20 protein-coding genes are annotated in these 26,960 nt (G+C 38.4%); 19 read left to right on the top strand and 1 reads right to left on the bottom strand.

What is annotated here, in order from left to right; translation table 11 throughout:
• The first annotated feature begins 726 nt into the window (after nucleotides 1–726).
• From NC799_RS08265 to NC799_RS08255, 3 genes are all read left to right on the top strand, one after another.
• Nucleotides 727–1,164, top strand: coding sequence for a threonine/serine exporter family protein (locus NC799_RS08265; RefSeq protein WP_272445944.1), 438 nt, complete (start codon nucleotides 727–729; stop codon nucleotides 1,162–1,164).
• Nucleotides 1,165–1,258: 94 nt separating this feature from the next.
• Nucleotides 1,259–2,164 carry an AEC family transporter gene (locus tag NC799_RS08260; protein ID WP_272445943.1) on the top strand — a complete coding sequence of 302 codons (906 nt, stop codon included), beginning with the start codon at nucleotides 1,259–1,261 and terminating at the stop codon, nucleotides 2,162–2,164.
• A 155-nt stretch (nucleotides 2,165–2,319) separates the two neighbouring features.
• On the top strand, nucleotides 2,320–3,264 hold the full coding sequence (locus NC799_RS08255) for a sugar kinase (RefSeq protein WP_272445942.1): 945 nt from the start codon (nucleotides 2,320–2,322) through the stop codon (nucleotides 3,262–3,264).
• A gap of 137 nt (nucleotides 3,265–3,401) precedes the next feature.
• Here the strand turns inward: NC799_RS08255 and NC799_RS08250 are convergent, their stop codons facing one another.
• Nucleotides 3,402–4,268 carry a J domain-containing protein gene (locus NC799_RS08250; RefSeq protein WP_272445941.1) on the bottom strand — a complete coding sequence of 289 codons (867 nt, stop codon included), beginning with the start codon at nucleotides 4,266–4,268 and terminating at the stop codon, nucleotides 3,402–3,404.
• Between the two features lie 322 nt (nucleotides 4,269–4,590).
• On the opposite strand from NC799_RS08250, the gene NC799_RS08245 reads away from it, so the two are divergent.
• From NC799_RS08245 to NC799_RS08170, 16 genes are all read left to right on the top strand, one after another.
• Entirely contained in the window at nucleotides 4,591–5,280 is a 690-nt protein-coding gene (locus NC799_RS08245; protein WP_417006673.1) for a GntR family transcriptional regulator, read from the top strand.
• Nucleotides 5,281–5,398: 118 nt separating this feature from the next.
• Nucleotides 5,399–7,486, top strand: a complete 2,088-nt coding sequence (locus tag NC799_RS08240) for an alpha-glucuronidase family glycosyl hydrolase (protein WP_272445940.1) — start codon at nucleotides 5,399–5,401, stop codon at nucleotides 7,484–7,486.
• Between the two features lie 27 nt (nucleotides 7,487–7,513).
• Nucleotides 7,514–8,614, top strand: coding sequence for a mannonate dehydratase (gene uxuA, locus NC799_RS08235; protein WP_272445939.1), 1,101 nt, complete (start codon nucleotides 7,514–7,516; stop codon nucleotides 8,612–8,614).
• 41 nt (nucleotides 8,615–8,655) lie between these two features.
• On the top strand, nucleotides 8,656–9,501 hold the full coding sequence (locus NC799_RS08230; protein ID WP_272445938.1) for an SDR family oxidoreductase: 846 nt from the start codon (nucleotides 8,656–8,658) through the stop codon (nucleotides 9,499–9,501).
• A 590-nt stretch (nucleotides 9,502–10,091) separates the two neighbouring features.
• Nucleotides 10,092–11,027: an ABC transporter permease gene (locus NC799_RS08225; RefSeq protein ID WP_272446085.1), complete on the top strand. Its 936-nt coding sequence runs from the start codon at nucleotides 10,092–10,094 to the stop codon at nucleotides 11,025–11,027.
• 12 nt (nucleotides 11,028–11,039) lie between these two features.
• Nucleotides 11,040–11,912 carry a carbohydrate ABC transporter permease gene (locus NC799_RS08220; RefSeq protein WP_272445937.1) on the top strand — a complete coding sequence of 291 codons (873 nt, stop codon included), beginning with the start codon at nucleotides 11,040–11,042 and terminating at the stop codon, nucleotides 11,910–11,912.
• 165 nt (nucleotides 11,913–12,077) lie between these two features.
• Complete coding sequence (locus tag NC799_RS08215; protein WP_272445936.1) at nucleotides 12,078–13,727, top strand: ABC transporter substrate-binding protein; 1,650 nt, start codon at nucleotides 12,078–12,080, stop codon at nucleotides 13,725–13,727.
• A gap of 211 nt (nucleotides 13,728–13,938) precedes the next feature.
• The gene (locus tag NC799_RS08210; protein WP_272445935.1) at nucleotides 13,939–14,652 is read left to right on the top strand and encodes a YesL family protein; all 714 of its coding nucleotides are present in this window, start codon (nucleotides 13,939–13,941) and stop codon (nucleotides 14,650–14,652) included.
• A gap of 97 nt (nucleotides 14,653–14,749) precedes the next feature.
• Nucleotides 14,750–15,898 (top strand): Gfo/Idh/MocA family protein, encoded by a 1,149-nt coding sequence (locus NC799_RS08205; RefSeq protein WP_272445934.1) that lies wholly within the window; start codon nucleotides 14,750–14,752, stop codon nucleotides 15,896–15,898.
• A 551-nt stretch (nucleotides 15,899–16,449) separates the two neighbouring features.
• Nucleotides 16,450–17,556 (top strand): Gfo/Idh/MocA family protein, encoded by a 1,107-nt coding sequence (locus tag NC799_RS08200; RefSeq protein WP_272445933.1) that lies wholly within the window; start codon nucleotides 16,450–16,452, stop codon nucleotides 17,554–17,556.
• Nucleotides 17,557–17,567: 11 nt separating this feature from the next.
• Nucleotides 17,568–17,963 (top strand): VOC family protein, encoded by a 396-nt coding sequence (locus NC799_RS08195; protein WP_272445932.1) that lies wholly within the window; start codon nucleotides 17,568–17,570, stop codon nucleotides 17,961–17,963.
• Nucleotides 17,964–18,038: 75 nt separating this feature from the next.
• Nucleotides 18,039–19,442 carry a glucuronate isomerase gene (gene uxaC, locus NC799_RS08190; RefSeq protein ID WP_272445931.1) on the top strand — a complete coding sequence of 468 codons (1,404 nt, stop codon included), beginning with the start codon at nucleotides 18,039–18,041 and terminating at the stop codon, nucleotides 19,440–19,442.
• A 181-nt stretch (nucleotides 19,443–19,623) separates the two neighbouring features.
• Entirely contained in the window at nucleotides 19,624–23,043 is a 3,420-nt protein-coding gene (locus NC799_RS08185) for a glycoside hydrolase family 2 TIM barrel-domain containing protein (protein ID WP_272445930.1), read from the top strand.
• Nucleotides 23,044–23,099: 56 nt separating this feature from the next.
• A complete protein-coding gene (locus tag NC799_RS08180; protein ID WP_272445929.1) occupies nucleotides 23,100–24,248 on the top strand; it encodes a glycosyl hydrolase family 8 in 1,149 nt (382 codons plus the stop codon).
• Between the two features lie 557 nt (nucleotides 24,249–24,805).
• Nucleotides 24,806–25,711: an NAD(P)/FAD-dependent oxidoreductase gene (locus NC799_RS08175; protein ID WP_272445928.1), complete on the top strand. Its 906-nt coding sequence runs from the start codon at nucleotides 24,806–24,808 to the stop codon at nucleotides 25,709–25,711.
• 234 nt (nucleotides 25,712–25,945) lie between these two features.
• Complete coding sequence (locus NC799_RS08170) at nucleotides 25,946–26,818, top strand: basic amino acid ABC transporter substrate-binding protein (protein WP_272445927.1); 873 nt, start codon at nucleotides 25,946–25,948, stop codon at nucleotides 26,816–26,818.
• Nucleotides 26,819–26,960 lie beyond the last annotated feature (142 nt).

Below are 26,960 nucleotides of genomic sequence, written 5' to 3'. Positions count from 1 at the left end.
AACACATTTTGTTAATTTGACCTCAAATGTGTCGATAATTAGGGTCACTATCGACACATTTTATTAATCCGACCTCAAATGTGTCGATAACCAGGGTCACTATCGACACATTTTGTTAATTTGACCTCAAATCTGTCGATAATTAGGGTCACTATCGACACATTTTATTAATCCGACCTCAAATGTGTCGATAACCAGGGTCACTATCGACACATTTTGTTAATCCGACCTCAAATGTGTCGATAATTGAGGGCCTCATCAACACATTTTGTTAATTTGACCTCAAATGTGTCGATAATTAGGGTCACTATCGACACATTTTATTAATCCGACCTCAAATGTGTCGATAACCAGGGTCACTATCGACACATTTTATTAATCCGAACTCAAATGTGTCGATAACCAGGTCCATCATCGACACATTTTATTAATTTGACCTCAAATGTGTCGATAACCAGGTCCACCATCGACAGATTTTATTAATTTGAACTCAAATCTGTCGACAATCAGGTCAATCGTCAACACTTTTACCAAATCCGAACTCAAAAGTGTCGATAGTGGCACCCTTTAGCTCGATGAGGCTCATCAGCCACCCATGGAAAGCAAGTGTATTTCCGGAGCGGTTGATTAACACTGGATCTTATGTCAAAGGTTGTTGCACAGTATCCATCTAATGCGAATCAAAACACTGGTACTTTTCTAAGATAGAAAAAAATGGAGGTTTGTATGGTTATTGAACAATTGTTAACTAGTTTCTTTGCTGCTGCGGGATTTGGTGTTTTGTTTAATGCACCAAAAAAGACGCTGATTCAAGCTGGAGTTGTTGGGATGTTAGGTTGGATCATCTACTATATGCTCGTTTATTATGGTGTTGATGCTGTGCCTGCAACAGTACTTGCATCAGTTGTTATCGCTATATTAAGCCAACTCTTTGCAAAAATGTACCGGACGCCAATCATTATTTTTAATGTATCAGGAATTATTCCACTTGTGCCAGGTGGACTAGCCTATGATGCGATGCGCAATTTTGTTGAAAATGATTACAGTACTGCTGTTCAGTATGCCGCAAAAGCTTTTTTAATTTCAGGAGCAATTGCAATTGGACTAGTCTTTTCAGAGGTAATTAATCAAATGATTCGAAAATCGAAATGGAAGCGTATATAGCGCGGCCAGTCACTTTACTCATCAGGTGAAAAATAAGTAAATACCTATAGATTTATTAGGGTGGTAGGCGTATAATCGAAAACAGGTGATTTTTATGAACTTTATTACTGTACTCATTCCTATTTTTGGTATTTTTGCTATTGGTTACATTGGCAAAAAGGCACTACACATAGAGGTAAAGCCGATTTCGACAATGGCCCTCTACCTTATGTCCCCTGTTTTAGCGTTTCGAACCTTTTATCAAAACAGTTTAAATATGGAATATGTCTATTTGGGCGCATTTCTCCTTCTACTATGTGCAGGGTCGATTGCACTTTGCTATATCGTTAGTAGGCTAACCCATTGGGATATCTCCGAAAGAAGCGGCTTAATACTAGCTTCTTCCTTTATGAATAATGGAAACTACGGAACACCATTAGTATTGTTGGTGTTTGGGGAAGTTGGCTTTCATTATGCTGTTATTTTAATGGTGCTACAACAGTTAATCATGTGTACGGTTGGGATTTTCGTTGCAGCCCAAGGAAGTACGGGTGAACATAATCAAAAAGTGAATCCGTTAAAAGAAGTTGTTAAGTTCCCTGTTGTATATGGTGCTCTTTTAGGTGTTATCTTTAACTTAGTCCAAGTGAATCTGTCTAGTGACATAATGACAGCTGTGAATATGGTTTCAGATGCAACCATTCCAACAGTCATGATTGTACTTGGTATGCAGCTTGCATCCATTCAACTTGGAAAATTAGAAACTGGCAAATTATCAAGTGCACTTGCGATTCGTTTAGTAATTGCACCAGTTATGGCATACGTCATCACGCTATTTTTACCAGTCGATGACATGCTAAAGGATATATTAATCCTAATGGCGGCAATGCCAACAGCGGCGAATACAACCATGTACGCCCTTCAATTTAACGTCAAGCCGGCATTTGTTTCCAGTGCAACCTTGATCAGTACGATATCAAGTATAGTTACACTGCCGCTTTTAATCGCAATATTATTATAAAAAATTAACTGCTCGAAAAGGCTGCCAGAATTATATCGGGCAGCCTTTATCAAAAAAATGTAAACTAATGAAAAGAATAATGAAAAGTGGTAATCTTTCTGTAAGCGTTCTTATAAAATGTGTTCTTATAAAATATAAATACAAGGAGTGCTAATATGGATGTTGTTACGTTAGGAGAAAGCATGATTTTGTTGACGCCTGATACAGACGGACCACTGCGTTTTGTTAATAGCTTTCATAAAACAATCGGCGGCGCAGAATCAAATGTAGCGATTGCCTTATCAAGGCTAGGGCATCAAGTGGGCTGGATTAGTAAACTTGGTGATGATGAATTTGGTTTATACATACGTAATTTTATTCGAGGTGAAGGTGTCGATACATCCCAGGTAACATTTGCTAAACTAGCATCAACTGCTGTTTATTTTAAGGAAAGTCAACCAGGACAAGATCCTAAAGTTTATTATTACCGAAAGCATTCAGCTGCAAGTGAGATGAAGCCTTTGGATATTGACCAAGCCTATTTTAAACAGGCGAAGTTTGTCCACTTAACTGGGATAACGCCAGCATTAAGTGCGAGTTGTAAGGAAACGATTTATCACGCAATCAAGCTTGCAAGACAAAGCGAAGCAAAGATTGTCTTTGATCCTAATGTTCGATTGAAGCTATGGTCGAAACAAGAGGCAAAGGAAACGTTACTTGATATTGCACTCCAATCAGATATTGTTTTACCTGGAATTGAAGAAGGTGAATTAATAACTGGTGAAACGGAACCTGAAAAAATTGCAGCTGCACTGTTAAAGGGGAAGGTTCAAGCAGTCGTTGTTAAGCTTGGAGCGAAGGGTGCTTATTTTGCAACAAAGGATGAAAGTGCCTATGTACCTGGATATGAAGTGAAATCAATTATCGATACGGTTGGCGCAGGTGATGGATTTGCTGCCGGCTTTTTGTCAGGTTTAATAAGAGAGTGGGATTACAAAAAAGCAGTACAGTTTGGAAATCGAATCGGTGCTTATGCCCTTGGGGTAAAAGGGGATGTGGAAGGTTATCCATTCTGGCAACAAGTAAACCCGGAAAAAACAGGAGAAGACATCCTCCGTTAACAATGCTTTTATGCCCACTTCATACACATTCATTCGGTAGATGATACAGCATAATTTTCACATGAACTCTAACAAAAGCAGCGCACTAACCCTATTTGCTTGGGTTGGTACGCTGCTTTTCCCTGAAATACATCTTCTTATTTCGCTGTACTTGAAAGTTTTAAAATTAATTCCATGGCATTTTCTTTGTTTGCTGCATCTTTTCTTATTGCTGCAATCTTCTTCGTTTCTTCTCGGTAAGGGATTTTGTTAAATACAGACGCATCAGTTATTTCAACCCCATAAATATGTTCAGCGTCATCTAGTTCTGCCTTAGTAGCGTATAGCTGGTCGTCTTTAATGGAATTGCTTAGGTCATCTAAAGCGTAAAACATCCCACTAGTAACATAGGTCTTAAAGTATTCAAGGTCCATGATATACATGTCAGGTTTTTCCGTTGCTATAACGGCGGCACTTTTTTGTTTCATTCCAATATCAGTTTCACTGTTAACCCCAACAGGTGAATAATTCAGAATTGTTTCTACTCGTTGCCAATTAGGAAACTTATCCAAAATATTTTCTGCTAGTTGCTTTTCCGTCTGATCAAGTTTCGTTAAGTCGGCTGTTACAAACGAACCGAAGAACATAACCTTAACACTAGCAGGGGGTAAGCTTGCTAATTCCTGTTTCTGCTGTTGATTATCCACTAAGGTTTGAACAATTCCGATGACAATGGCGATAAGTACGATAATACCAATTGTATGAAGCTTGTAATAAGTAAAAAAATGCTCAAGCTTTTCCTTGAACGGTGAAGAGTTGGGCTTTGTTTCATCCCCAAATTGACGGTTATGTTTGATTGTTTGATACGCTTTGTTGATGACGTCCATGTCTACCTGACTATCTCGATTTTGGTCCAACTGACTAGCTTGGTGCCGTTTGATCCATTTTTCATACTGTTGTTCAATAGCTTCGTCTGTGGCATCTTCTGTTACCCCAAATTGTTGATACGCTTCTTGAATATCCATTTAACTAAACGCTCCATTTTTATGTCGTAGTTTTCCTAGTTTCATTGTAAAATTAAGCGCAAATTCTGGCAAGTTTTTCTAAAAAGATAAGAAAGTATAAAAAATGCAAGAGCTGTCTAGCTCCGGGCGCCTACCCCCTCGAGGTCTTAAGTTGGCAAGGTGCGACTTGCGCTTTTCTAAAAATCAAAAGATAATGGAATTTCTCCTAAAAACTTAAACTTAATGATTGAAATGTACATGGAATGGCCATATAATAGATATACAACTACCATACTAGTATAATTAAAGTGTAAGATTAGTATGTATTTTGACAGAGGGCGAGGTGGAGGAGATTTCTGCATCGGAAACGAAAAGAATTAACGGCTCAACTAGAGACTTTGTTTACGAAACGATCAAAGAAAAGATAATAAATTGGGATTTAGAGCCTGGTACGAAAATCTCCGAGAAAGAAATAGCTAGTCAGTTACAAGTAAGTAGAACGCCGGTGCGTGAAGCGTTTTTGAAACTTGCACAAGAGGAATTACTCGGTGTTTTCCCGCAAAGTGGAACGATTGTTTCGCAAATTGACTTAGCATTAGTTGAAGAAGGTCGATTTGTTAGACAAAAAATTGAAAGAGCAATTGTAGAAGAGTTTTGTGCAAATAGTACTCAAGAACAATTATTTCTATTAGAAAGTAATCTGGCCATGCAAGAGCTTTGCTTAGAAAAAGGCTCCCATCATCGTTTGTTTGAATTAGATGAAGAGTTTCACCGGATTATGTTCGAAAGTTGTAAGAAAGTTCGGACATGGAAAATGATCCGTCAAATGAACAGCCATTTTGACCGGTTACGGGTACTTAGACTTGCTTCCAATACACACTGGGATGGTGTTGTATCCCAGCACAAGAAAATTTTTGAGTATTTAGAATTAAAAGATGTCGATGCAGCAGCAAAAGAAATTAGTGATCATCTTGATCTAGTTAATTATGAAAAAGACGAACTCAAGTTACGTTACCCAGGATACTTTAAATAGGTTCCATCTGTGCTGTTAATTTATAGAGTAGCATCTAGATCTACTCTATAAATTGCACTAATTGTAACCGCTAACAAAGAGAGCGCCAGTAGTAACTAATCATGGAGGGATTAAAGCAATGAGTAGTAAAGTGTTAGAGATACTAAATGCGAAAGAAGCCTATCAATGCTGGCTCCAATATAAGAAAATCGAAGACGGACGACAATATGACGAATACGCTTCAATTTGCTTAAATTTGGCTGTCGTTGGAGACTCAGTTATCCTGAATTCAGCTTTGCAAGAGCTAATTCAAGCGGTTACGTCGATGTTTGACAAAGAACCGCTGATTACCAACTATGCTGATCCAGATTCTTCTATTATATTAGGAACTTATCAAGATATAAATTTAACAGATTACGGTGTGGATGCTAGTATAATGGATCGATTAAACGAAGAAGGTTACTTGTTACAAACGGTGAACAATGGAAAAAGAGATTGCCTTTTACTCGTTGGGAAATCGGATAAAGGCACACTTTATGCAACCCACCATTTATTACGTCTGATCCAAACTGGAGAAGCAATTAACGATTTGACTATTGTCGAGTCACCAAGAAATCAAATTAGAATGTTAAATCAGTGGGATAACATGGATGGCAGTGTGGAGCGTGGATACTCCGGAAACTCGATATTTTTCGATAATAATCAAATTACTACCGACCTAGAACGAATCAAAGATTATGCAAGATTGCTATCCTCCGTTGGTATTAATGCTATTTCGATTAATAACGTAAATGTATGGCAGGTTGAAACCAATCTAATTACGAGCAAGCTTTTACCTGAAGTTGCTAACATCGCTGATACTTTCCGTCGCTACGGGATTAAAACCTTTTTGAGTATTAACTTTGCAAGTCCAATCGAATTAGGTGATTTAACAACTGCTGACCCGCTTGATCAGGATGTGAAGAAGTGGTGGAAAGATAAAGTGAAGGAAATATATGCTCATATTCCTGACTTTGGTGGGTTTGTTGTGAAAGCGGATTCTGAACATCGCCCTGGACCATTCTCATATGACAGAGACCATGCTGATGGTTCTAACATGCTTGCAGAAGCGCTTCAACCTTTTGATGGCATTGTTGTTTGGCGATGTTTTGTATATAACTGTATGCAAGATTGGCGTGACCGTTCAACAGATCGTGCTCGCGCTGCTTATGACCACTTTAAGCCATTAGATGGAAAGTTTCACGATAATGTTATTTTGCAAGTGAAAAATGGACCAATGGATTTCCAAGTTAGAGAACCCATTTCTCCAATGATTGGTGCAATGGAGAACACGAATCAAATCCTTGAATTCCAAATTGCCCAGGAGTATTTAGGGCAGCAAAAGGATTTAGCCTTCTTAATTCCGATGTGGAAAGAAGTGTTAGATTTTGATACGTATGCAAAAGGGGAAGGATCGACAGTAACAGCAATTGTTGATGGGTCATTATATGATTACAAGTTTAGTGGTATCGCAGCTGTATCTAATATTGGAAACGATATTAATTGGACTGGTAATACGCTAGCACAGGCTAACCTTTACGGGTATGGTCGTCTCATTTGGAATCCTAATTTAACGGCTGAAGAAATTGCCGGGGAATGGGTTTTGGCCACGTTTGGATCTGATTCAACGGTGTTAGAAAATATTACATCGATGTTGTTAGATTCTCGGGAAATCTATGAAAATTACACGACTCCTTTAGGAATTGGATGGATGGTTAATCCGAACCATCATTATGGGCCAAATGTCGATGGATATGAATATTCGAGATGGGGAACGTACCATTTTGCTGATCGTAATGGAATTGGTGTCGACCGAACAATCGAAACAGGAACAGGCTATGCTGGTCAATATTTTTCACCAAATAAAAAAGTGTATAACTCATTGGAAGAATGTCCAGATGAGTTGCTCCTGTTCTTCCATCATGTGCCGTATACGCACAAATTAAAGTCTGGTGAAACGGTCATTCAGCACTATTATAATACCCACTTTAAAGGGGTAGAACAGGTGGAAAATCTAATCGTGAAATGGACGATGCTAGAGGATAAAATAGATGAGTTTCGCTTTAACAATGTACTAGATCGATTGAAGATGCAATTAGCTAATGCAAAAGAATGGCGGGACCAAGTGAATACCTACTTTTACCGAAAGTCAGGTATTGCAGATGAAAAAAATAGAACCATTTATTAGGGTGAGTCTATAGGGGGTGGGATGAAAGTGAGAATGGTGTTTCGGTGGTTTGGTAATGGGAATGACAATGTAAGTTTACAACATATCAAACAAATCCCTGGTGTAGAAGGAATCGTTTGGGCTCTGCATGATATTCCTGTTGGTGAAGTATGGCCATTGGATAGAATTCTAGAAATAAAAAAACAAGCAGACGAATACGGGTTTCAAATTGATGTCGTTGAAAGTGTTAATGTCCACGAAGACATTAAACTAGGTTTACCGACAAGGGATAAATATATTGAAAATTATAAAAAGACAATAGAAAACCTTTCAAAAGTTGGCGTAAAGGTCATTTGTTATAACTTTATGCCTGTCTTTGATTGGATTAGGACTGACTTATTTAAGGAAATGGAAGATGGTTCGACAGCAATGTTTTACGAGAAGGCAAAGGTTGAGAATTTGGAACCAGCAGAATTAGTAAGTGAAATTTCCAACAATCCTGATTTTACGATTCCTGGTTGGGAGCCAGAACGATTGAAATCACTAACGAATTTGTTTGAAGCGTATAGCGATGTTTCAACGCGGGATCTATGGGGCAATTTACAATACTTTTTAGAACAGATTATCCCTGTTGCAGAGGTTAATGATATAAAGATGGCCATTCATCCGGACGATCCACCATGGTCGATTTTTGGATTACCACGCTTAATTACATCTCAAGACAATATTAGGAGACTGCTTCAGTTAGTTGAGAGTCCTTATAACGGTGTAACGTTATGTAGCGGTTCACTTGGGGCGAATGAAGCAAATGACATTGCTGCAATGATCCGAGAGTTTGCTGATCGTATTCCATTTGCGCATATTCGAAACTTAAAACGCTACGAGAATGGTGATTTCATTGAAACATCCCATCTTACCAAAGATGGTTCACTAGACATATACGAGATTGTAAAAGCCTACCATGACATCGGCTTTACCGGCTACGTTCGTCCTGACCATGGTCGACATATTTGGGATGAAGTGTGTAGACCAGGATATGGATTATACGACAGAGGTTTAGGAATCATGTATTTATGGGGATTATGGGATGCATTAGAAAGAGCAAACATTCAAAGGGAACAAGAAATGGTTAATGAGGTACTTTATTAAAAACGTAAATGGTTGTGAACGAAAGGGGAAGGTGTGAATATATGTTACCGTTAAATGCTAGGTTAAACGAAAAAGTAGCTGTTGTCACAGGTGGTGGTGGCGTGCTTTGTGGTGCGATGGCGAAAGAATTAGCAAGACAAGGGATGAAGGTGGCAATACTAAACCGAACATATGAGAAGGCTGTTCGTGTTGCGGAAGAAATAAAGGCAGACGGTGGTTCTGCTTTACCTGTCCAATGTGATGTATTAGATCGTGCTAGTGTGATAAAGGCAGAAGAAGAAGTATTTCATACGTATGGACGCGTAGATGTACTGATCAATGGAGCTGGCGGTAATCATCCAAAGGGAAGTACGACAAATGAAACATTTAATCTAGTAGATGTGGATAATGCAGATGTAACGTCTTTTTTTGATTTAACAACGGAGGGCTTCGAATCAGTTTTCAACCTTAATTTTATTGGAACATTGATTCCGACACAAGTTTTCGCTAAACGAATGCTCGACGCCAAAGGTTCAATTATTAACATTTCATCAATGAGTGCAGCAAGTCCAATGACAAAGGTGCCTGCCTATAGTGCCGCTAAAGCAGCCATTAACAACTTTACCCAGTGGATGGCTGTGCATATGGCGGATGCTGGACTAAGAGTTAATGCGATAGCTCCAGGCTTTTTCCTAACAGATCAAAATCGTTCTCTACTCACAAAAGAAGACGGCTCACCTACACCTAGGACGGAAAAGATATTGTCACAAACGCCTATGAACCGGCTGGGTAGTCCAGACGACTTATTAGGAACGTTATTGTGGTTAGTAGACGCGGAAGCTAGTGGATTCGTTACCGGCGTTTGTGTACCGGTTGATGGCGGTTTTATGGCGTACTCAGGTGTGTAAATGTTTCTACTGCTAATCGGGTGAGAGAATGTTAGGTTCTCTCACCTATTATTATCTAAAAAATTAAAATAATATAGGTGGATAGAATCTCTAATAGTAATTGATTTGCGCCGTATACGCGTTTTTGTTACAGAAAAAACTAGATAAATTGGAAATTAAATTGAGGAATGCGGTTGACATTTTTTACAACCATGGTTATCATATTACTATACTAACATACTAGTTAGATTAGAGTGTTAAAACAGATGGGTTATTCAACTGGATGAAAATGGCGTAAAGAAAGTGGTGGACTTGAAATCTCTGGATCACTTATTATTTTTACACTATTTGAAAGCGTTTTCCGATGAGTGGCATCTTGCATCGATAAGTTTTATTGGGTAAGCCTTAATGTGAGATGTACTTTGTTTTATTTTAAAATTGAAAGCGTTTTTCTGGTTGGGTGCCAGTAGGGAATTGCTTGCCTATTAGGTTATCAAAGTTAGAGATTCATTTTAGGTGTAATTTTCAAATGGACAAGCAAAAATATTAAAATGTCTTGGCATTGGTATTAAAAGGGGGAACGTAGTGTGGAACAACAAGTAGCTAAAAATGTGAAAACCCAAGTACCTCAGCCCAACACTAGATGGGTTAGGGCGAAGAAGTTAATAAAGAAAGATTGGCAATTATATTCACTCTTAGTCATTCCAATTCTCTATTTTCTTATCTTTAAATACGGACCGATGTTCGGTAACATCATCGCTTTTAGAAGGTTCATACCAGGTGGAAGCATACTAGGAGAAGAATGGGTCGGGCTTTATTATTTCAAAATGTTCTTGCAAGACCCTACGTTTTATCTTGTGCTGAAAAATACGTTGGTTCTAGCACTCTTGTTATTAGTACTGACTTTCCCAGCACCAATTATTTTTGCGTTATTACTAAACGAAGTAAAGCGAAAAGGTTTTAAACGATTAGTGCAAACGGTGTCTTATTTACCACACTTCTTTTCCATGGTAGTTGTGGCTGGTATGGTTATGCAGGTTGTTGCAGTTAATGGTCCTATTAATAACATTGTTGAAATGTTTACTGGCGAAAGGTATGCCTTTATTCAACTGCCAGAGTGGTTTAGAACAATTTTCATTACGTCTGATTTATGGCAGACAACAGGCTGGGGAGCTATTCTTTACCTAGCTGCTTTAACCGGAATTAATGAAGAACTTTATGAAGCGGCGAGAATTGACGGTGCGAACAGATGGAAGCAAACACTTCATATTACGATACCAGGAATTCTACCAACAATTGTTGTGTTATTAATTTTAAATATCGGCAACTTCTTGCAAGTTGGATTTGAAAAGATTCTATTACTATATAATCCATTAACCTATGAAACTGCAGATGTCATTGCGACCTATGTGTACCGAATCGGTATTCAGTCAGCAAGCTTCAGTTACGGTACAGCGATTGGATTATTCGAATCCATCATTGGACTAATCTTAGTGTTTGGTGCGAATTACATGTCGAGAAGAATCACCGACAACAGTCTGTGGTAAGGAGGATGCGAGATGAAAGAATCTGCACAGTATAAACTATTTAAAGTTTTTAACGTTGTTGTTTTATTGCTGATTGTCTATTTTACACTTTTCCCATTTTTAAGTATTGTAGCACAATCATTTAGTTCTGAAGTGTATATCAAAGCGGGTGAAGTAAGTCTTATACCAAAAGGGTTCAATGTTGAAACATATAAGGTAATTATGTCTGATAGTATTTTCTGGATTAACTATAAAAACACAGTCGTTTACACGGTTGTAGGTACAGCTATTTCGTTAGTGCTATCAACGTTGATGGCGTATCCTTTAGCGAAGAAACGCTTGAAGGGTCGTAACTTTTTATTAATGTTTGTTGTATTCACTATGTTCTTTAACGGTGGGTTAATACCGAATTACGTGTTAATCAACAAATTAGGGTTTGGTAATACCATGTGGGCAATTGTTATCCCGACAGCAATCAGCGTATTTAATTTATTAATTATGAAAACCTTCTTCGAAAATATCCCAGATGAGCTAGAGGAAGCGGCTGTTATGGATGGCTCAAACACATTCGGAATTCTGATGAAGATCGTGTTGCCGTTATCTAAGCCAATTCTAGCAACAATGACATTATTTTATGCAGTTACACATTGGAATTCGTGGTTTCCTGCATTCCTTTACTTTAGTGATAAAGAGTTATTTCCGGTATCCATTTATTTGAGAAACTTGATTAAGGGTGCAGAATCTTCATTAACATCAGGTGCTACGAGTGCAGATAACCTAAACCAGATTTCATCCAATATTAAATCTGTAACAATGGTATTAACCGTATTACCGATTCTTTGTGTATACCCTTACATCCAAAAATACTTTGTATCAGGTGTCATGTTGGGCTCTGTTAAAGGTTAAACACAATTAAATATTTCAGGCTCTCACCACAGGTGAAAGCCAAATATTTAAAAGGTAAATGTAAGCGTTTCACATCAAGGTTGATTTTAAGGAGGTGGTTCATCCTCGGGCGGAGATAATCAAAGGACAATTTTTCTTAAGTACAAATATGAGGGGGAAATAAAAGTGAATAAATCCTTTAAAAAGTTATTGATGGTAATGTCGTTATTAATGATGTTCGGTGTATTAGCTGCATGTAGTGATTCTGAAACAGGCTCTGATAGTGATTCGGCTAATAAAGGATCAGATTCTAATTCTGAAGAGGCAACAGGTGCAGCAATGGAAGATTATGATGTAGGTGTACAATTTAAAGCAAAAGAACCAGTTCAGTTTTCAATGCTTTTCAGTGACCACCCAAATTATCCTTTAAAAGATGACTGGTTACTATTGGAAGAAATTGAAAAAAGAACGAACGTTACTTTTGATATTACTTCAGTTCCTATGAGTGATTATGAAGAAAAGAGAAGCTTATTAATCAGTACTGGGGATGCACCATACATTATCCCTAAGACATATCCAGGGCAAGAAGGTCCATTCGTGTCATCAGGCGCTATCCTACCTGTAAGTGACTATATTGATCTTATGCCTAACTTTAAAAAGACAATCGAAGACTATAACATGGAGCCTTATTTAGAAGGATTAAGACAAGAAGACGGAAAATACTATTTACTACCTGGTATGCATGAGAACGTATGGCCAGACTATACACTTGCAATGAGAACAGATATTTTGGAAGAACTAGGACTTGACGCACCAACTACTTGGGAAGAAGTAGAGGTTGTTTTAGAGAAAATGAAAGAAGCCTATCCAGATAGTACACCTTTCTCAGATCGTTTTGAGTTCAATAGTACGCTAAACATTGCTGCAACTGCATTCGGTACTAGAGCTGGATGGGGACTTGGTAACGGTTTGAAATTTGATTTTGATAAAGATGAGTTTTATTTTGCACCAGCAACAGATGGTTACAAACAAATGGTAACATACTTTAATGGTCTTGTTGAAAAAGGATTACTTGATCCTGAAAGTATGACACAAGAAGATGATCAAGCAGTACAAAAACTTCTTAAAGAACAATCATTTGTAATCAATACAAACTCTCAAACAGTTATTGATTATCAAAAAGGCCTTGATGAAAAATTAGGTGAAGGCGAAGCTAAGATGAAGAAAATCCTTATGCCAGGGGGTCCTGCAGGTCAAGTTATGGCTGGATCAAAGCTTGAAAATGGTATTATGATTTCTGCAAAAGCAAAAGATGATCCAAACTTTGAAGCAATGATGCAATTCATCGACTGGTTATGGTATAGCCCAGAAGGTAAAGAGTTTGCTAAATGGGGTGTAGAAGGCGTAACTTATACGAAAGACGAAAATGGTAAAAGACAGCTTGCTGACGACGTAAATTATGTTGGCCTAAACCCAGATGGAACGAAGGCACTTAACGTAGATTATGGTTTCTCTGGTGGAGTATTCTCTTACGGTGGCTCAACTGAATTATTACAGTCTATGATGAGTGAAGAAGAACTTGAGTTCCAAAAAGGCATGATGGAAACAAAAGAAACGTTGCTTCCAGATCCGCCAATTAAGTTTAACGCAATGGAATTAGAGCAATCAACATTATTGAGTACACCTTTAGTTGACTATGTTAAGCAAAATACACTTAAGTTCATCTTAGGTCAACGTGATCTATCTGAGTGGGATGATTATGTAGCGGAATTGGAACAAAAAGGTATGCAAAAATTTGTTGATCTTGCAAACAAAGTATATCAGGATAAAAAATAAGTAAAGCATAAAGGGTGAGGTAATCTGCCTGCATAATACATTGTAACAGTGTATCGCAGGCAGCTTTACCTTTTTTACTATGGTAATAGACAGCATTAATATTAAGGTTGGTAATCGGTTTCAATAAGTTTCTTGTTATTGTATTTGTTCATGATAAAATCATTGTAATAGCTTAAACCTACTTACATAATTTGAAAAGGATGGGATTATCATGGATAACGGAAAACAGTTTGGAGAAGGAATATTAAGTGTTATTTCCAATAATATATATTGGCTTGCGCTAATAAACGTTTACTTCGTTGCTTGTAATATTTTGTTTTTATTTTTCTTTCTTACTCTAATACCAAGTTTTTCCAATACAGTTATCTACTTTTTAGCATTGATTCCAACAGGTCCAGCTGTAGCAGCTCTATTCTACACTTTAGGAAAACTAATAAGAGAAAAGGAAGTTTCTCCAACAAAAGACTTTTTTTATGGATACAGATTAAATTTCCGTGATAGTTTAAAAGTTTGGTTACCGATGCTGTTAGTCATTTTTATTCTTGTAGTTGACATTCAGTATTTTAATGTCGAGCCAACAACAAGGAACCAAGTGCTTGCCGGGATCTTTTTAGTGGTATTAATCCTACTCGCTACGATTTTAAATTATGTATTTTTAATTAGTGCTAATTTTAAATTTCGTGTAAGAGATATTTATCGTCTGTCGATGTACTATAGCTTTACAAGAATAAAGATAACAACAGGAAATATCGGGATCATTGTTATGACGTTGTTTTTTATGTTTATTATCTCCGACTTCATGATCCTTTTTGTCGCAAGCGTAGTAGGCTACTTTCTTGTGCTTAATTCCCGGGCTATTCTCGAGGACATTAAAGAAAACTTTGTTAAACAAGAAAATAAACCCGATGAGGATCAAGATAAATAACGTGTGATTTTGTTGCCTGTATGTAACGTTACATCCGAAGAACTTGTAGGTGGGTATGATGTCCATCCGAACTAAATCAATAAAGGGGAGAGTTAAAATGTTAAAAATCGCAATTATTGGTGCTGGTGCAATTGCTCCTGCACACATAAAATCCTACTTAGAATTCCAAGACAGATGTCAAATTGTCGCAATGTGTGACGGTTTTCCAGAAAAGGCGGAAAAACTAAGGGAGCAATTTCATTTAACAGCAGACATCTATGATAACCACAAAGACATACTTAACAGAAATGATATTGACCTTGTTTCTGTTTGTACTCCACCATACACCCATGCAGAAATATCCATCGACTTTTTACATGCAGGTTCAAACGTACTAGTGGAAAAACCAATGGCTTCCTCCCTAGCTGAATGTGATGCGATGAATGCAGCGGCTAAGAAAAATAATAAAATCTTGTCTGTTGTAGCTCAAAACCGTTTTACCACACCAATGATGAAACTGAAACAAGTTTTAGATACGAAGCTAATGGGGCCAATCGTTCACACACAAGTAGACTCTTATTGGTGGCGTGGCCATAGTTATTATGACCTATGGTGGCGCGGTACATGGGAAAAAGAAGGTGGAGGTTGTACATTAAATCACGCAGTACATCACATTGACATTTTCCAATGGATGAACGGTATGCCTTCTGAGATAACAGCGGTATCAAGCAACACGTCACATGACAATGCAGAGGTTGAAGATATTTCAATTGCGATAGCGAAATACGACAATGGAAGTCTAGCGCAAATAACAAGCTCTGTCGTCCATCATGGCGAAGAACAGCAACTGATTTTTCAAGGGAAGAATGCACGCGTATCAGCACCATGGAAGCTGAAGGCCTCCAAATCACAGGAAAATGGTTTTCCAAAAGAAGATAAAGATTTAGAGGATAAACTTCAACATTATTATGATCAGTTGGAAGACTTAAAGTACCAAGGGCATTCAGGTCAAATTGATAACGTTTTAACGGCGATTGAGACCAATGGTAACGTGTTAATCGACGGAATCCAGGGGCGTAAAACGTTAGAGTTAATTACCGCAATCTATCAATCTTCTAGTCTAGGCAAAACTGTAAAACTTCCATTAACAGAAGAAAGTCCTTTTTATACCCGAGAAGGCGTTCTGAAAAATGCAACACACTTCTACGAAAAGACAACATCGATCGATAACTTTGGAAGTGGCGAAATAACGAGTGGTGGAAATTAACGTCGGAGGAACTTGACGGAGCTTTAGATGTTTCGTGTCTATATTAGAAGGATTTAGTCTATTTTGGGCACGCAAAAAATTTTATCTTACCAACTAGATATGGATGGAGTTTATACGGGGAACATAAAAAAATTACGTTTTAGTGCGTGTTCAAAAAGGAGGATAAAAAGGACCGAGAAGTTCAAGGCAGCGAAGCTTTGAGTAGCGGAACGTATGTAGTTAATACGTGAGCAACGGAAAAGAAGTGTCTTTTTTACCGGACTTTTTGAACATCCTCTTTTAGTAACAGTGACATAAATTGACATATATTACCGTTTATCTATTTTTTCCTTTGTTTCGGTAACGTAAATGCATATACGTTACCAAACAATCCTGATCCCTTTTCTTATTAAGCACATAAACTTTTGTACGTTACCAAAGTGAAGCAAACGAATAGTAAATGGGCATATAAAGATTTTTATACTGTTGGGCAGTACCGAACTAAAAAATTAACTTCAACAAATATTGATAATTAAGCCTTAAATATTAATTAATCGAGAGGATGAACGTTAATGGCGGGTAGAAATGATGGGATGAACTATGCTCCCGAAGGCAAGCCAAACAAAGTGGTAAGCGAGGGGGAATTTAAGTTTGCTGCAATTGGACTTGATCATGGGCATATTTATGGAATGTGTAATGGACTAATCGAAGCTGGTGGCCAACTAGTGGCAGTGTTTGATCCTGATCCTGAAAAAGCGAAAGGATTTAGCGACAAATATAATGGTATTCCAATCGCTGCTTCTGAAGAGGGAATTTTACAAGACCCGTCTATCAACCTAGTTGCTAGTGCAAGTATTCCTCGTGACCGTGGGCCTTTAGGGCTTCGTGTATTAGATAGTGGCAAACATTATTTTGCAGATAAGCCAGCTTTTACAAAGTTAGAACAAGTAAAAGCAGCACGTGAAAAAGTTGAGGAAACCGGACTGAAATGGGGAATCTACTACGGGGAGCGACTTCACAATGAAGGTGCCGTGTTTGCAGGACAACTAGTCGAACAAGGTGCGATTGGTCGAGTTGTTCAAGTCATGGGAACTGGGCCCCACCGTGCCAACGCAAAGAACCGTCCGGATTGGTTTTTTGACCCAGAATATTACGGCGGAATTCTGTGTGATATCGGCAGTCACCAAATTGAACAATTTTTATATTATGCAGGAGCAAAAGATGCCAAGGTATTGCATAGTAAAGTAGCTAACTATGATTACAAACAATATCCGAAATTTGAGGATTACGGGGATGCAACACTTGTCGCAGATAATGGCGCAACCTTCTTCTTCCGTGTCGATTGGTTTACACCAGACGGTCTTGGAACTTGGGGAGATGGCCGGGTAACAATCCTTGGTACAGAAGGCTATATTGAGGTTAGAAAGTACATTGACATTGCTCGTGAAAATTCAGCCAACCATGTCTACTTAGTTAACCAGGAAGGTGAAAAACACTATAAGATATCCGGGGATGTTGGATACCCGTTCTTTGGTCAATTTATTTTAGATTGCCTAAATGGTACCGAAAATGCAATGACACAAGAACATGCGTTTCGGGCAGCGGAACTATGTATTGAGGCACAGAACCAAGCGATCAACGTTGAGCCAGCGGATGCGTCTGTTACAACTTCAAACTAAGGAGTGGTCATGTGATTAATTTAGAGCGTTTTCATCATGTTAGTCTTTCGATCAAGGACCTAGCCAAAGCAAAGCACTTTTACGGTGAGATACTTGGATTTCCGGAAATTGAGCGTCCAGATTTTGATTTCCCTGGAGCATGGTATCAAGTTGGTGACCAACAGCTACACCTGATTGTTTTTGAAGAGTCTGAAACACTTCGTAACAGTCAAGAAATTCAAACGAAAGATGGCCACATGGCAGTTCGGGTAAAAGATTACTACGAAACGTTAGACTATCTGAAAAAGATGAATGTTGACATAGTAGAAAAGCCAAATAGTCAAAGTGGATTTGCGCAACTATTTTGTGCCGATCCCGATGGCAATTTGATTGAATTTAATGTTGACCAAGAGGATTTAAAAAAATAATAAAGCATGTCAACTAATTGTTCAATGTAGGATCAATCCAATTCTACTAAACATTCTAGAGACTAGAGGGATAATATGAAAGCCTTTTTAAATGATGATTTTCTATTAGAAACAGAAACTGCTAAAAAACTCTATCACGATTATGCAAAGGATATGCCAATTTTTGATTATCACTGTCATTTAACAGCAAAAGAAATTGCTGAAGATAGACGGTTTTCCTCCATAACGGAAGCATGGTTAGGCGAAGATCATTATAAGTGGCGTGTGTTAAGAGCGAACGGCGTGGCAGAGGAATACGTGACTGGTTCAAAAAGTGAAAAAGAGAAATTTTTGAAATGGGCAGAAACTGTACCAGAGCTAATCGGTAATCCACTTTATCATTGGACACACCTAGAGCTAAAGCGTTGTTTCGGAATTGAAGAAGAGCTGGCGCCAGAAACAGCTGAAGCAATCTGGAATAAAACGAATGAAAAAATAAAACAAGCGGGTTTTTCAGCTAGAGGGATTATTAAGCAATTTGATGTAAGAGCACTATGTACAACAGACGATCCTGTTGATTCAATGGAATACCATTTACAGTTAAAAGAAGATGATACATTCGACGTAAAAGTATTGCCGACTTTCCGCCCGGATGGTGCATTAAACGTTAACGTTGCTACGTTTCCAGATTGGATTGAAAAGTTAGAGGCGGCTACTGATAAAGATGTTACAACGTTTGTGGAGTTTTTAGAGGGTCTGTCAGAGCGAGTTGATTATTTTCATGAAGTTGGCTGTAGGCTTTCAGACCACGGACTTGATGCGTCCTTTTTCCAACTTGCTGGGGAAGAAACGTGTGAAGCTATTTTTCAGAAAGCATTAAGGCAAGAGGAGATCTCTGATGAAGAAACTGTTCAATTTAAGACAGCGGTATTCCTTCATCTTGGAAAGTTGTATGCAGAAAAAGGTTGGGCAATGCAGTTTCATATTGGTGGATTAAGAAGTACTAACACAAGAATGGTCGATCAGATTGGACCTAATACAGGGTTTGATTCGATTGCTGACTTCACGTATGCAGATGATTTTTCAAAATTACTTAACGAATTAGAAAAGTCAAATAGCCTTCCAAAAACAGTGTTATACAACTTAAATCCACGTGACAATTATATGTTAGCAACATTGGCTGGCAATTTCCAAGATGGTGAAGTTCCAGGGAAGATGCAGTTCGGAACTGCTTGGTGGTTTAACGATCATCGTGATGGGATGGAAGATCAAATCAAAACACTAGCAAATGTTGGTGTATTATCTAGGTTTGTCGGTATGTTAACAGATTCTCGTAGTCTTCTTTCATATACGAGACATGAGTACTTTAGAAGAATTCTTTGTAACATCATTGGTAAGTGGGTGGAAAACGGAGAATATCCAGCTAACATCGAAAGGTTAGGTCGGATGGTTAAAGATATTTCCTATCATAATATTGCAAATTACATTGAGGTAGAGTGACCTAATGTGATGTGTTTCTAGCAAACTTCTTGTATGGGTAGTTTACTCCTAAGTTCATGAGTGAAGGGACAGGGAAGTAAACTGCCCATAAGTTTTATTTTGAGATATGCCCCGTCTTTGAAAAAGTCAAGACAACGTTTACGGTAAAAGTCTAAAAAACAGAGAAAGTGAGTTTTTCAACGTGAATAAGAAAATACTTTTTAATGATCGATGGGAATTTGCTAAAAGTGACTTGGAAGCATCAGATAGTACGAAATTATCATTTGAAGCCGTAGACTTGCCACACGATTGGTTAATCTACAATACATTAGAATTATATGAAAATAGTATCGGCTGGTATCGTAAAACATTTACATGCGAGGAAGAAGTTGACCATATTCTCCTTTTTTTTGATGGTGTCTATATGGACTCAACATTATATGTGAATGCTCAGTTGATCGGTGAATGGAAAAACGGTTATTCCTCCTTTGAACATGATATTACTGATGCCGTTGTCAAAGGAGAAAATGAAATTGTTGTTAAAGTCGTTCATCAAGCACCAAATAGCAGGTGGTATTCAGGTGCAGGGATTTATCGTAATGTATGGCTAAAAACAAGAGCGAAAAATCACATCGTATCCGATGGAATTTACGTATCAACGAAACAATTAGATAAGGCCTGGCTGGTGGAAATCGATACAGAATTGAATATGGAGGAAGATGTTCAGCTTTCACACACCATTTTGTATAAAGGGCAAGAAGTGTCATCAACAGCAGAGCAAATCGATGCTGGGACAAATGCTGTAATAAAAAATGCACAAACGTTACTAGTTGAGAACCCACTATTATGGGATGTTGACGAACCACACCTTTATCAACTAAAAACCGAATTATTAGTTGGTCAGGATAAACATGTAATGGAAGCAGTAACTCAAAATATAGGTTTTAGAACGATTCACCTCGACCCGAATCAAGGCTTTCATTTAAATGGAAAAAGAATGAAACTAAATGGTGTATGTGAACACCATGACCTCGGCGCATTGGGGGCTGCCTTTAATATAAATGCGTTAAGACGGCGATTTGAAATTTTAAAAGATATGGGAGTTAACGCAATCAGAACGGCCCATAATATGCCAGCTAAAGAGTTGATGTACTTGGCAGATGAGATGGGGCTGCTCGTTGTTACGGAAGCGTTTGATATGTGGGAAAGGTCAAAAACACCATATGATTATGCGAGGTTTTTTAAAGACTGGGCACTTGTTGATGTGAAAAGCTGGGTTAAACGGGATAGAAACCATCCGAGCTTACTGTTATGGAGCATTGGCAATGAAATCTATGATACACATGCCGATGAGCGTGGCCAAGAGTTAACAAGAATACTAATGGAAGAAGTGCAAAAATATGATCCAAAGGAAAATGCGAGAATTACGATTGGATCCAATTTCATGCCATGGGAAAATGCACAAAAGTGTGCCGACATTGTAAAGGTCGCTGGCTACAATTATGCGGAAAAATACTACCAAAAGCACCACGAAGAGCATCCGGACTGGATTATTTATGGTAGTGAAACAGCTTCCGTTGTACAAAGTAGAGGAATCTATCATTTCCCGTTTGAAAAATCAATTTTAGCTGACGATGATGAACAGTGTTCTGCGCTTGGAAATAGTTCGACAAGTTGGGGCGCTAAGTCGGCAGAAGCTTGTATTATAGCTGAGCGTGACACGCCGTTTTCCTTGGGGCAATTCCTGTGGACTGGTTTTGACTATATTGGTGAACCGACACCATATCATACGAAAAATGCTTACCTCGGGCAGATTGATACAGCAACATTTCCAAAGGATTCTTACTATATTTACCAAGCAGGTTGGACGGATTATAAGGAAAAACCAATGGTTCACCTTTTCCCGTATTGGAATTTTAACGAAGGACAAATAATTGATGTGCGTGTTGCGTCAAATGCACCTAAAATAGAGCTGCAGCTTAATGGTGAAACAGTAGGAACCTTTGATATTGATCATGAGCATGGCGAAGACCTTGTTGGTTGGTGGAAAGTTCCGTATCAACCTGGAGAACTGAAAGCAATCGCCTATGATGAAGCGGGTAATGTGATTGCAACAGATGTGAGAAAATCTTTTGGTGATGCAACAAAGGTTAGGTTGAATGCAGACCGAGATAAAATTACTGCCAATGGAACAGACTTAATTTTTGTGGAAATTACAGTAGATGACGAAGATGGTAACCCAGTTGAAAATGCCACAAACCGCGTCGATGTTGAGGTAACTGGTGCTGGACGTCTGCTTGGATTAGATAATGGAGATAGCACCGACTACGACCAGTACAAAGGAAAAAGTAGAAGGTTGTTTAGTGGTAAGCTAATGGCGATTATTGGTGCAACGTTAGAGCCAGGACAGGTAAAGATTGAGGTCACATCAAAAGGATTGGAAAGTGAAACGTTAGAATTTGAATCGCTTCCGGCAGAGGATCAGAATTTAGCAGGAATTGCTACGAATACAAAAAGTAAGGACATGCCAATTGTAATGGGAGCAGAAGATGAGGTTCCCGTTCGTAGAGTTGATATTAGCAGTGAATCTGGGCAGGTGTTTACCCCTGAACTAAAAGAGATCGTTGTTCAGGCAAAACTATTACCGGAAGATGCTTCCTACCATGATGTGGAGTGGAGTGTTGTCCTTGACGGTGGGATTGAATCAAATATTTCGAAAATAGAACCGAATGGCTTAGAAGCTAAGGTAACAGCACTAGGTGACGGAGATTTCCGCGTCCGTTGTACGAGTGAAAATGGCACAGATAAAATTAAGCTTATTTCTGAGTTGGAATTTAAGGCTGAAGGTCTAGGAACAGCTTATAAAGATCCATACGGTTTTATCTCTGCCGGACTCTATGACTATAGCAAGGGTGAGGTTACAAACGGAAATGAAAGAGGCGTTGCGACAAGTAGAGACGGGGAAACACAAGTAGGATTCCGCGACATTGATTTTGGCCACTATGGCTCTGACACGATTACTGTACCAGTTTTTGCTTTATCAAGCGAAGAATACCCAATTCAAATTTGGGAAGGTATGCCTGCGGAAGAAGGCAGTCAGCTTGTCGCAGATGTTATCTATCAAAAACCGTCCAAATGGAATGTCTATCAAGAAGAAACCTATCCATTGAACAAACGACTTAACGGCATCACGTCGCTTTGCTTTGTGCTTAACAAGAAGGTTCATATCAAAGGGTTCTCGTTTGCAAAGAAAAACAGGGCATTTGAGCAAAACATGGCTACCGAAAATGATTATATTTATGGCGATACGTTTGAAATAGCTGAAAACAGTGTCAATGGTATCGGAAATAACGTTTCCTTAGAATATGAAAACATGGACTTCACCGATCAAGGAGCAACAAAGCTAGTTGTTAATGGTAAATCACCGATTGATAAAAATACGATTCATGTCAAGTTTGCAAATGAAGATGGCGAAAGTACACAAATAGTAGAATTTAACTATTCCGATGAAATAGAAGAAAGAGTTTTTGATTTAGAAAAAGTAACAGGTATGCAAAAGGTTACCTTTGTATTCTTACCTGGAAGTAACTTTGATTTTAGTTGGTTCCGGTTTGAACGGTAACAAATCTTTAATTCAAGCAAAACCAAACTTTAGAGATTATAAAGGAGGCATTAATTATGAGCAAAGTGGAAGCTGCAATGCACAGTAAACAATATCGAAATTTGTTAAACGAGTATGGTTATGACGAAACAGAAATAAATAGAAGATTGGCAGAAGCATGGGAGCAATTATTCACAGATAAACATCCTGAAACGCAAATCTATTTTGAGGTAGGAACAGATGAAGCCTATATGCTAGATACCGGTAATATAGATGTTCGGACAGAAGGAATGTCCTACGGGATGATGATGGCTGTGCAAATGAATAACAAAGATGTATTTGACCGCCTATGGAAATGGACGATGAAGAATATGTATATGACAGAAGGTGAAAATGCAGGTTATTTTGCGTGGTCATGTAACACAGATGGTTCCAAACGTTCTTATGGACCAGCACCTGACGGGGAAGAATATTTTGCTTTAGCATTATTTTTTGCTGCGCATCGTTGGGGTGATGGTGAAGGTCTGTTTGATTACAGTGAACATGCCCGTGAGCTGTTACATACATGTATCCACAAAGGAGAAAACGGTGATGGGTACCCAATGTGGAATCGAGATAATAAGTTGATTAAGTTTGTTCCTAATGTTGAATTTTCAGATCCATCCTACCATTTGCCACACTTCTATGAACTATTTGCGTTATGGTCTGTTCCAGAAGATAGACAGTTTTGGAAAGAAGCGGCAGGTGCAAGTAGGCAATATTTGAAAATTGCCTGTCATCCTGAAACAGGGTTAGCGCCGGAATATGCCTACTATGATGGAACGCCAAATGATGAAAAAGGTTACGGCCATTTCTTTAGTGATTCATACCGAGTAACGTGTAACATTGGACTTGATTATGAATGGTTTAGAGATGAAGAGTGTCCTGTGGAAATTGCTGAAAAAATTCAACGCTTTTTTGTTGATAAAAATCCTGCAGATTACCGTCGCTATAAAATTTCAGGTGAGCCGTTTGAAGAAAAATCACTCCATCCGGTAGGTCTAGTTGCATCTAATGCCATGGCGTCATTGGCAACAACAGGAGAAATTTCAAAAAAGTGTGTCGATATATTTTGGAATACACCTGTACGTACTGGTGATAGACGCTACTATGACAACTGTTTATACTTCTTTACTTTGTTAGCACTAAGCGGAAACTTTAAAATATGGATGCCAAATACTAAATAAATTGTAAAGAGACTAATCTCAATGAGAGTAGTCTTTTTTTAAGGATAAGAAAGTTTAAAAAGATCCAAGAGCTGTCTAGCCACGGGCGCCTGTCCCCGAACCGAAACGGAACCCAAATCTGTCGATAAAGGGCGTCACCATCGACAGAATGACTGAAACGGAACCCAAATCTGTCGATAAAGGGCGTCATCATCGACAGAATGACCGAAACAGAACCCAAATCTGTCGATAAAGGGCATCATCATCGACAGAATGACCGAAACGGAACCCAAATCTGTCGATAAAGGGCATCATCATCGACAGAATGACTGAAACGGAACCCAAATCTGTTAGGCTGGGCAAGGCGCGACTTGCGCTTTTCTCATTGTCTACTCCGCTTCCTAGCCCGCCTGAGGTTATAAGACAAGCCATTCTGTGGCAAAGACTGCCACGTCAGGGCTTGTCTTATGCATGTCTGTCTAGCAAGGCGCTTCCGCTTTTCTTATTTCTAGATACATAAATACGAATAATTAACTAACAATAGATACGTACTGTATATCTATGTTGGAGTGATTGTTTTGATTTATGATTGTGCAATTGTTGGTGGTGGAATTGCTGGATTGCAAGCTGCTATTCAACTTGGAAGATATAACCATGATGTCATTGTCATCGATGCCAAATCAAACGGGAGATCAAATCTATGTCAGTGTTATCATAACATGTTAGGTTGGAAAGAAGGGGTAAGTGGCCAAAATCTAAGGGATATTGGTACCGACCAAGCAAAGAGTTTAGGAGTTGCATTTCATGACGCATCCGTAAAAACGGTGGAAAAGGAAGCGAATCAGTTTCGAATTAGCGACGATAATGGAAATATATATCAGGCAAAACGATTGCTTTTTTCTACAGGTGTCAAAGACAATATCCCCCATTTTCCAAAGCTATATCCTTGCCTTGGCAAAAGTGTCTATATTTGTCCGGATTGTGATGGCCATGAAATCAAAGGGAAAAAGACGATAGTAATGGGATCAGGGAAGGCAGGGGTAGGAATGGCACTGACGCTAACCTACTTTAGTAATGACCTTCTCTACGTAAATCATGGGGAAGAAAAACTTGAACCAAATCATCAAGCAAAACTAAAACAACATAATATTAGCTATTATGAGGCAAACATCAAAGATATCTTAGCTGATCAAGGTCAGTTTCATGGTGTGATATTGGACGATGGTTCACAGCTACACGCCAATCACAGCTTTATCGCATTTGGTGGAAATGAAGTTAAGTCCGAGCTCGCTGCTAGCTTAGGGGTGGAGCTTCATAGGAATAAACATATTTTAGTTAATCCTAGAACCCAAATGACCAGTGTCGAAAATGTATGGGCAGCTGGTGACGTTGTTGCGCATTCTGAACAGGTTACAATAGCGATGGGCGATGGTATGCAAGCTGCAATATGGATTCACAAGACGTTAATGTCAACTAGTGATTAATTACTAGAGGGGTATCAGGCAAATCTTTTGTCGAATTTTTGACAATTTGTTGATTTAACTTTAAGATTAAGATTAGTTAAAGTAGGAAAAATCATGCTGTGCCTGTATAATCATTCACTTTTTAAAAACAAAGGTTAAATAGTAGTTTTGAATTAAAAGTGTTGATAATTAAATGCTGAGAGGTTATTATTTTATTGCTGTGAATTTTTCAAAAAAAATCAGGAGTGAATATTTATGAGAAAATTACCCTTTTTATATGTTAGCTTGTTGCTAATAGGAATCCTTGCGCTAGCTGGATGTGGGACTAGTACTGACGAGACAGAGTCAGATACAAATGGTTCTTCAGAAACAGAACAAGGAACGGACGGTCAGGCTACAGAGCAGGCCGATGAAGAGAAAAAAGTTTTGCAAGTTGGTACAGATGCTGCCTTTGCTCCATTTGAATTTATGGAAACTGGTGAAATTGTTGGATTTGACGTTGATTTATTAGCGGCAGTTATGGAAGAAGCTGGATACGACTATGAATTGAAAAATCTCGGTTGGGACCCTATGCTTGAATCAGTAAGAAGTGGTAGTGTTGACTTAGGTATTTCTGGTATTACAATCAATGATGATCGAAAAGAAACATACGATTTCTCAGTACCATATTTCCAGTCCACACACATGATTGTTTTCAATGAAGGCGTAGGGATTACGAATGCCAATGATTTAGAAGGCAAAAGAATCGGTGTTCAAACAGGAACAACTGGCGCGGATGCTGCAGAAAAGATTGTTGGACAAAATAACAAAAATATTTCCAAGTATGAAACAACAGCGCTTGCCTTCATGGCACTTCAAAATGGGGACGTCGAAGCGGTTGTTACAGATAATGTTGTAGCAGCGGAATATAAGAAAAATAATCCAGATGCAAAAGTTGAAACAGTAACAGATGAAGACAACTTTGAATCAGAATTTTATGGCATTATGTTTCCAAAAGATAGTGAAATTGTAGATGAGATTAGTTCAGCATTAGCTACTGTGATTGAAAACGGAACATACACAGAAATTTATCAAGAATGGTTTGGTGAAGAACCTAATCTTGATGCGTTAACAAATGCTACAGAATAAAAAAAAGTTGCGTAACGATTACCGTTACGCTCTTTTTCCGTAAGTAGGTATTATCCTGACTAAAAAGTGTAGATTAAGAATATTAGTAGGAAGTCCATGGTTAACTTTTTGACTATGCTTTAAAGGAGTAAATTTATGATTG

The sequence above is a fragment of the Aquibacillus salsiterrae genome, assembly GCF_028416595.1.
Taxonomy (GTDB): domain Bacteria; phylum Bacillota; class Bacilli; order Bacillales; family Amphibacillaceae; genus Aquibacillus_A; species Aquibacillus_A salsiterrae.
This window is presented reverse-complemented; position numbering and strand designations above follow the sequence as displayed.

What these genes read in the sequence shown, in the direction of transcription:
- NC799_RS08265 (WP_272445944.1), top strand. Translation starts at nt 727, where the DNA reads ATGGTTATTGAACAATTGTTAACTAGTTTCTTTGCTGCTGCGGGATTT.
- NC799_RS08260 (WP_272445943.1), top strand. Translation starts at nt 1,259, where the DNA reads ATGAACTTTATTACTGTACTCATTCCTATTTTTGGTATTTTTGCTATT.
- NC799_RS08250 (WP_272445941.1), bottom strand. Translation starts at nt 4,268, where the DNA reads ATGGATATTCAAGAAGCGTATCAACAATTTGGGGTAACAGAAGATGCC.
- NC799_RS08220 (WP_272445937.1), top strand. Translation starts at nt 11,040, where the DNA reads ATGAAAGAATCTGCACAGTATAAACTATTTAAAGTTTTTAACGTTGTT.
- NC799_RS08240 (WP_272445940.1), top strand. Translation starts at nt 5,399, where the DNA reads ATGAGTAGTAAAGTGTTAGAGATACTAAATGCGAAAGAAGCCTATCAA.
- NC799_RS08230 (WP_272445938.1), top strand. Translation starts at nt 8,656, where the DNA reads ATGTTACCGTTAAATGCTAGGTTAAACGAAAAAGTAGCTGTTGTCACA.
- NC799_RS08210 (WP_272445935.1), top strand. Translation starts at nt 13,939, where the DNA reads ATGGATAACGGAAAACAGTTTGGAGAAGGAATATTAAGTGTTATTTCC.
- uxaC (WP_272445931.1), top strand. Translation starts at nt 18,039, where the DNA reads ATGAAAGCCTTTTTAAATGATGATTTTCTATTAGAAACAGAAACTGCT.
- NC799_RS08170 (WP_272445927.1), top strand. Translation starts at nt 25,946, where the DNA reads ATGAGAAAATTACCCTTTTTATATGTTAGCTTGTTGCTAATAGGAATC.
- NC799_RS08255 (WP_272445942.1), top strand. Translation starts at nt 2,320, where the DNA reads ATGGATGTTGTTACGTTAGGAGAAAGCATGATTTTGTTGACGCCTGAT.
- NC799_RS08180 (WP_272445929.1), top strand. Translation starts at nt 23,100, where the DNA reads ATGAGCAAAGTGGAAGCTGCAATGCACAGTAAACAATATCGAAATTTG.
- NC799_RS08205 (WP_272445934.1), top strand. Translation starts at nt 14,750, where the DNA reads ATGTTAAAAATCGCAATTATTGGTGCTGGTGCAATTGCTCCTGCACAC.
- NC799_RS08200 (WP_272445933.1), top strand. Translation starts at nt 16,450, where the DNA reads ATGGCGGGTAGAAATGATGGGATGAACTATGCTCCCGAAGGCAAGCCA.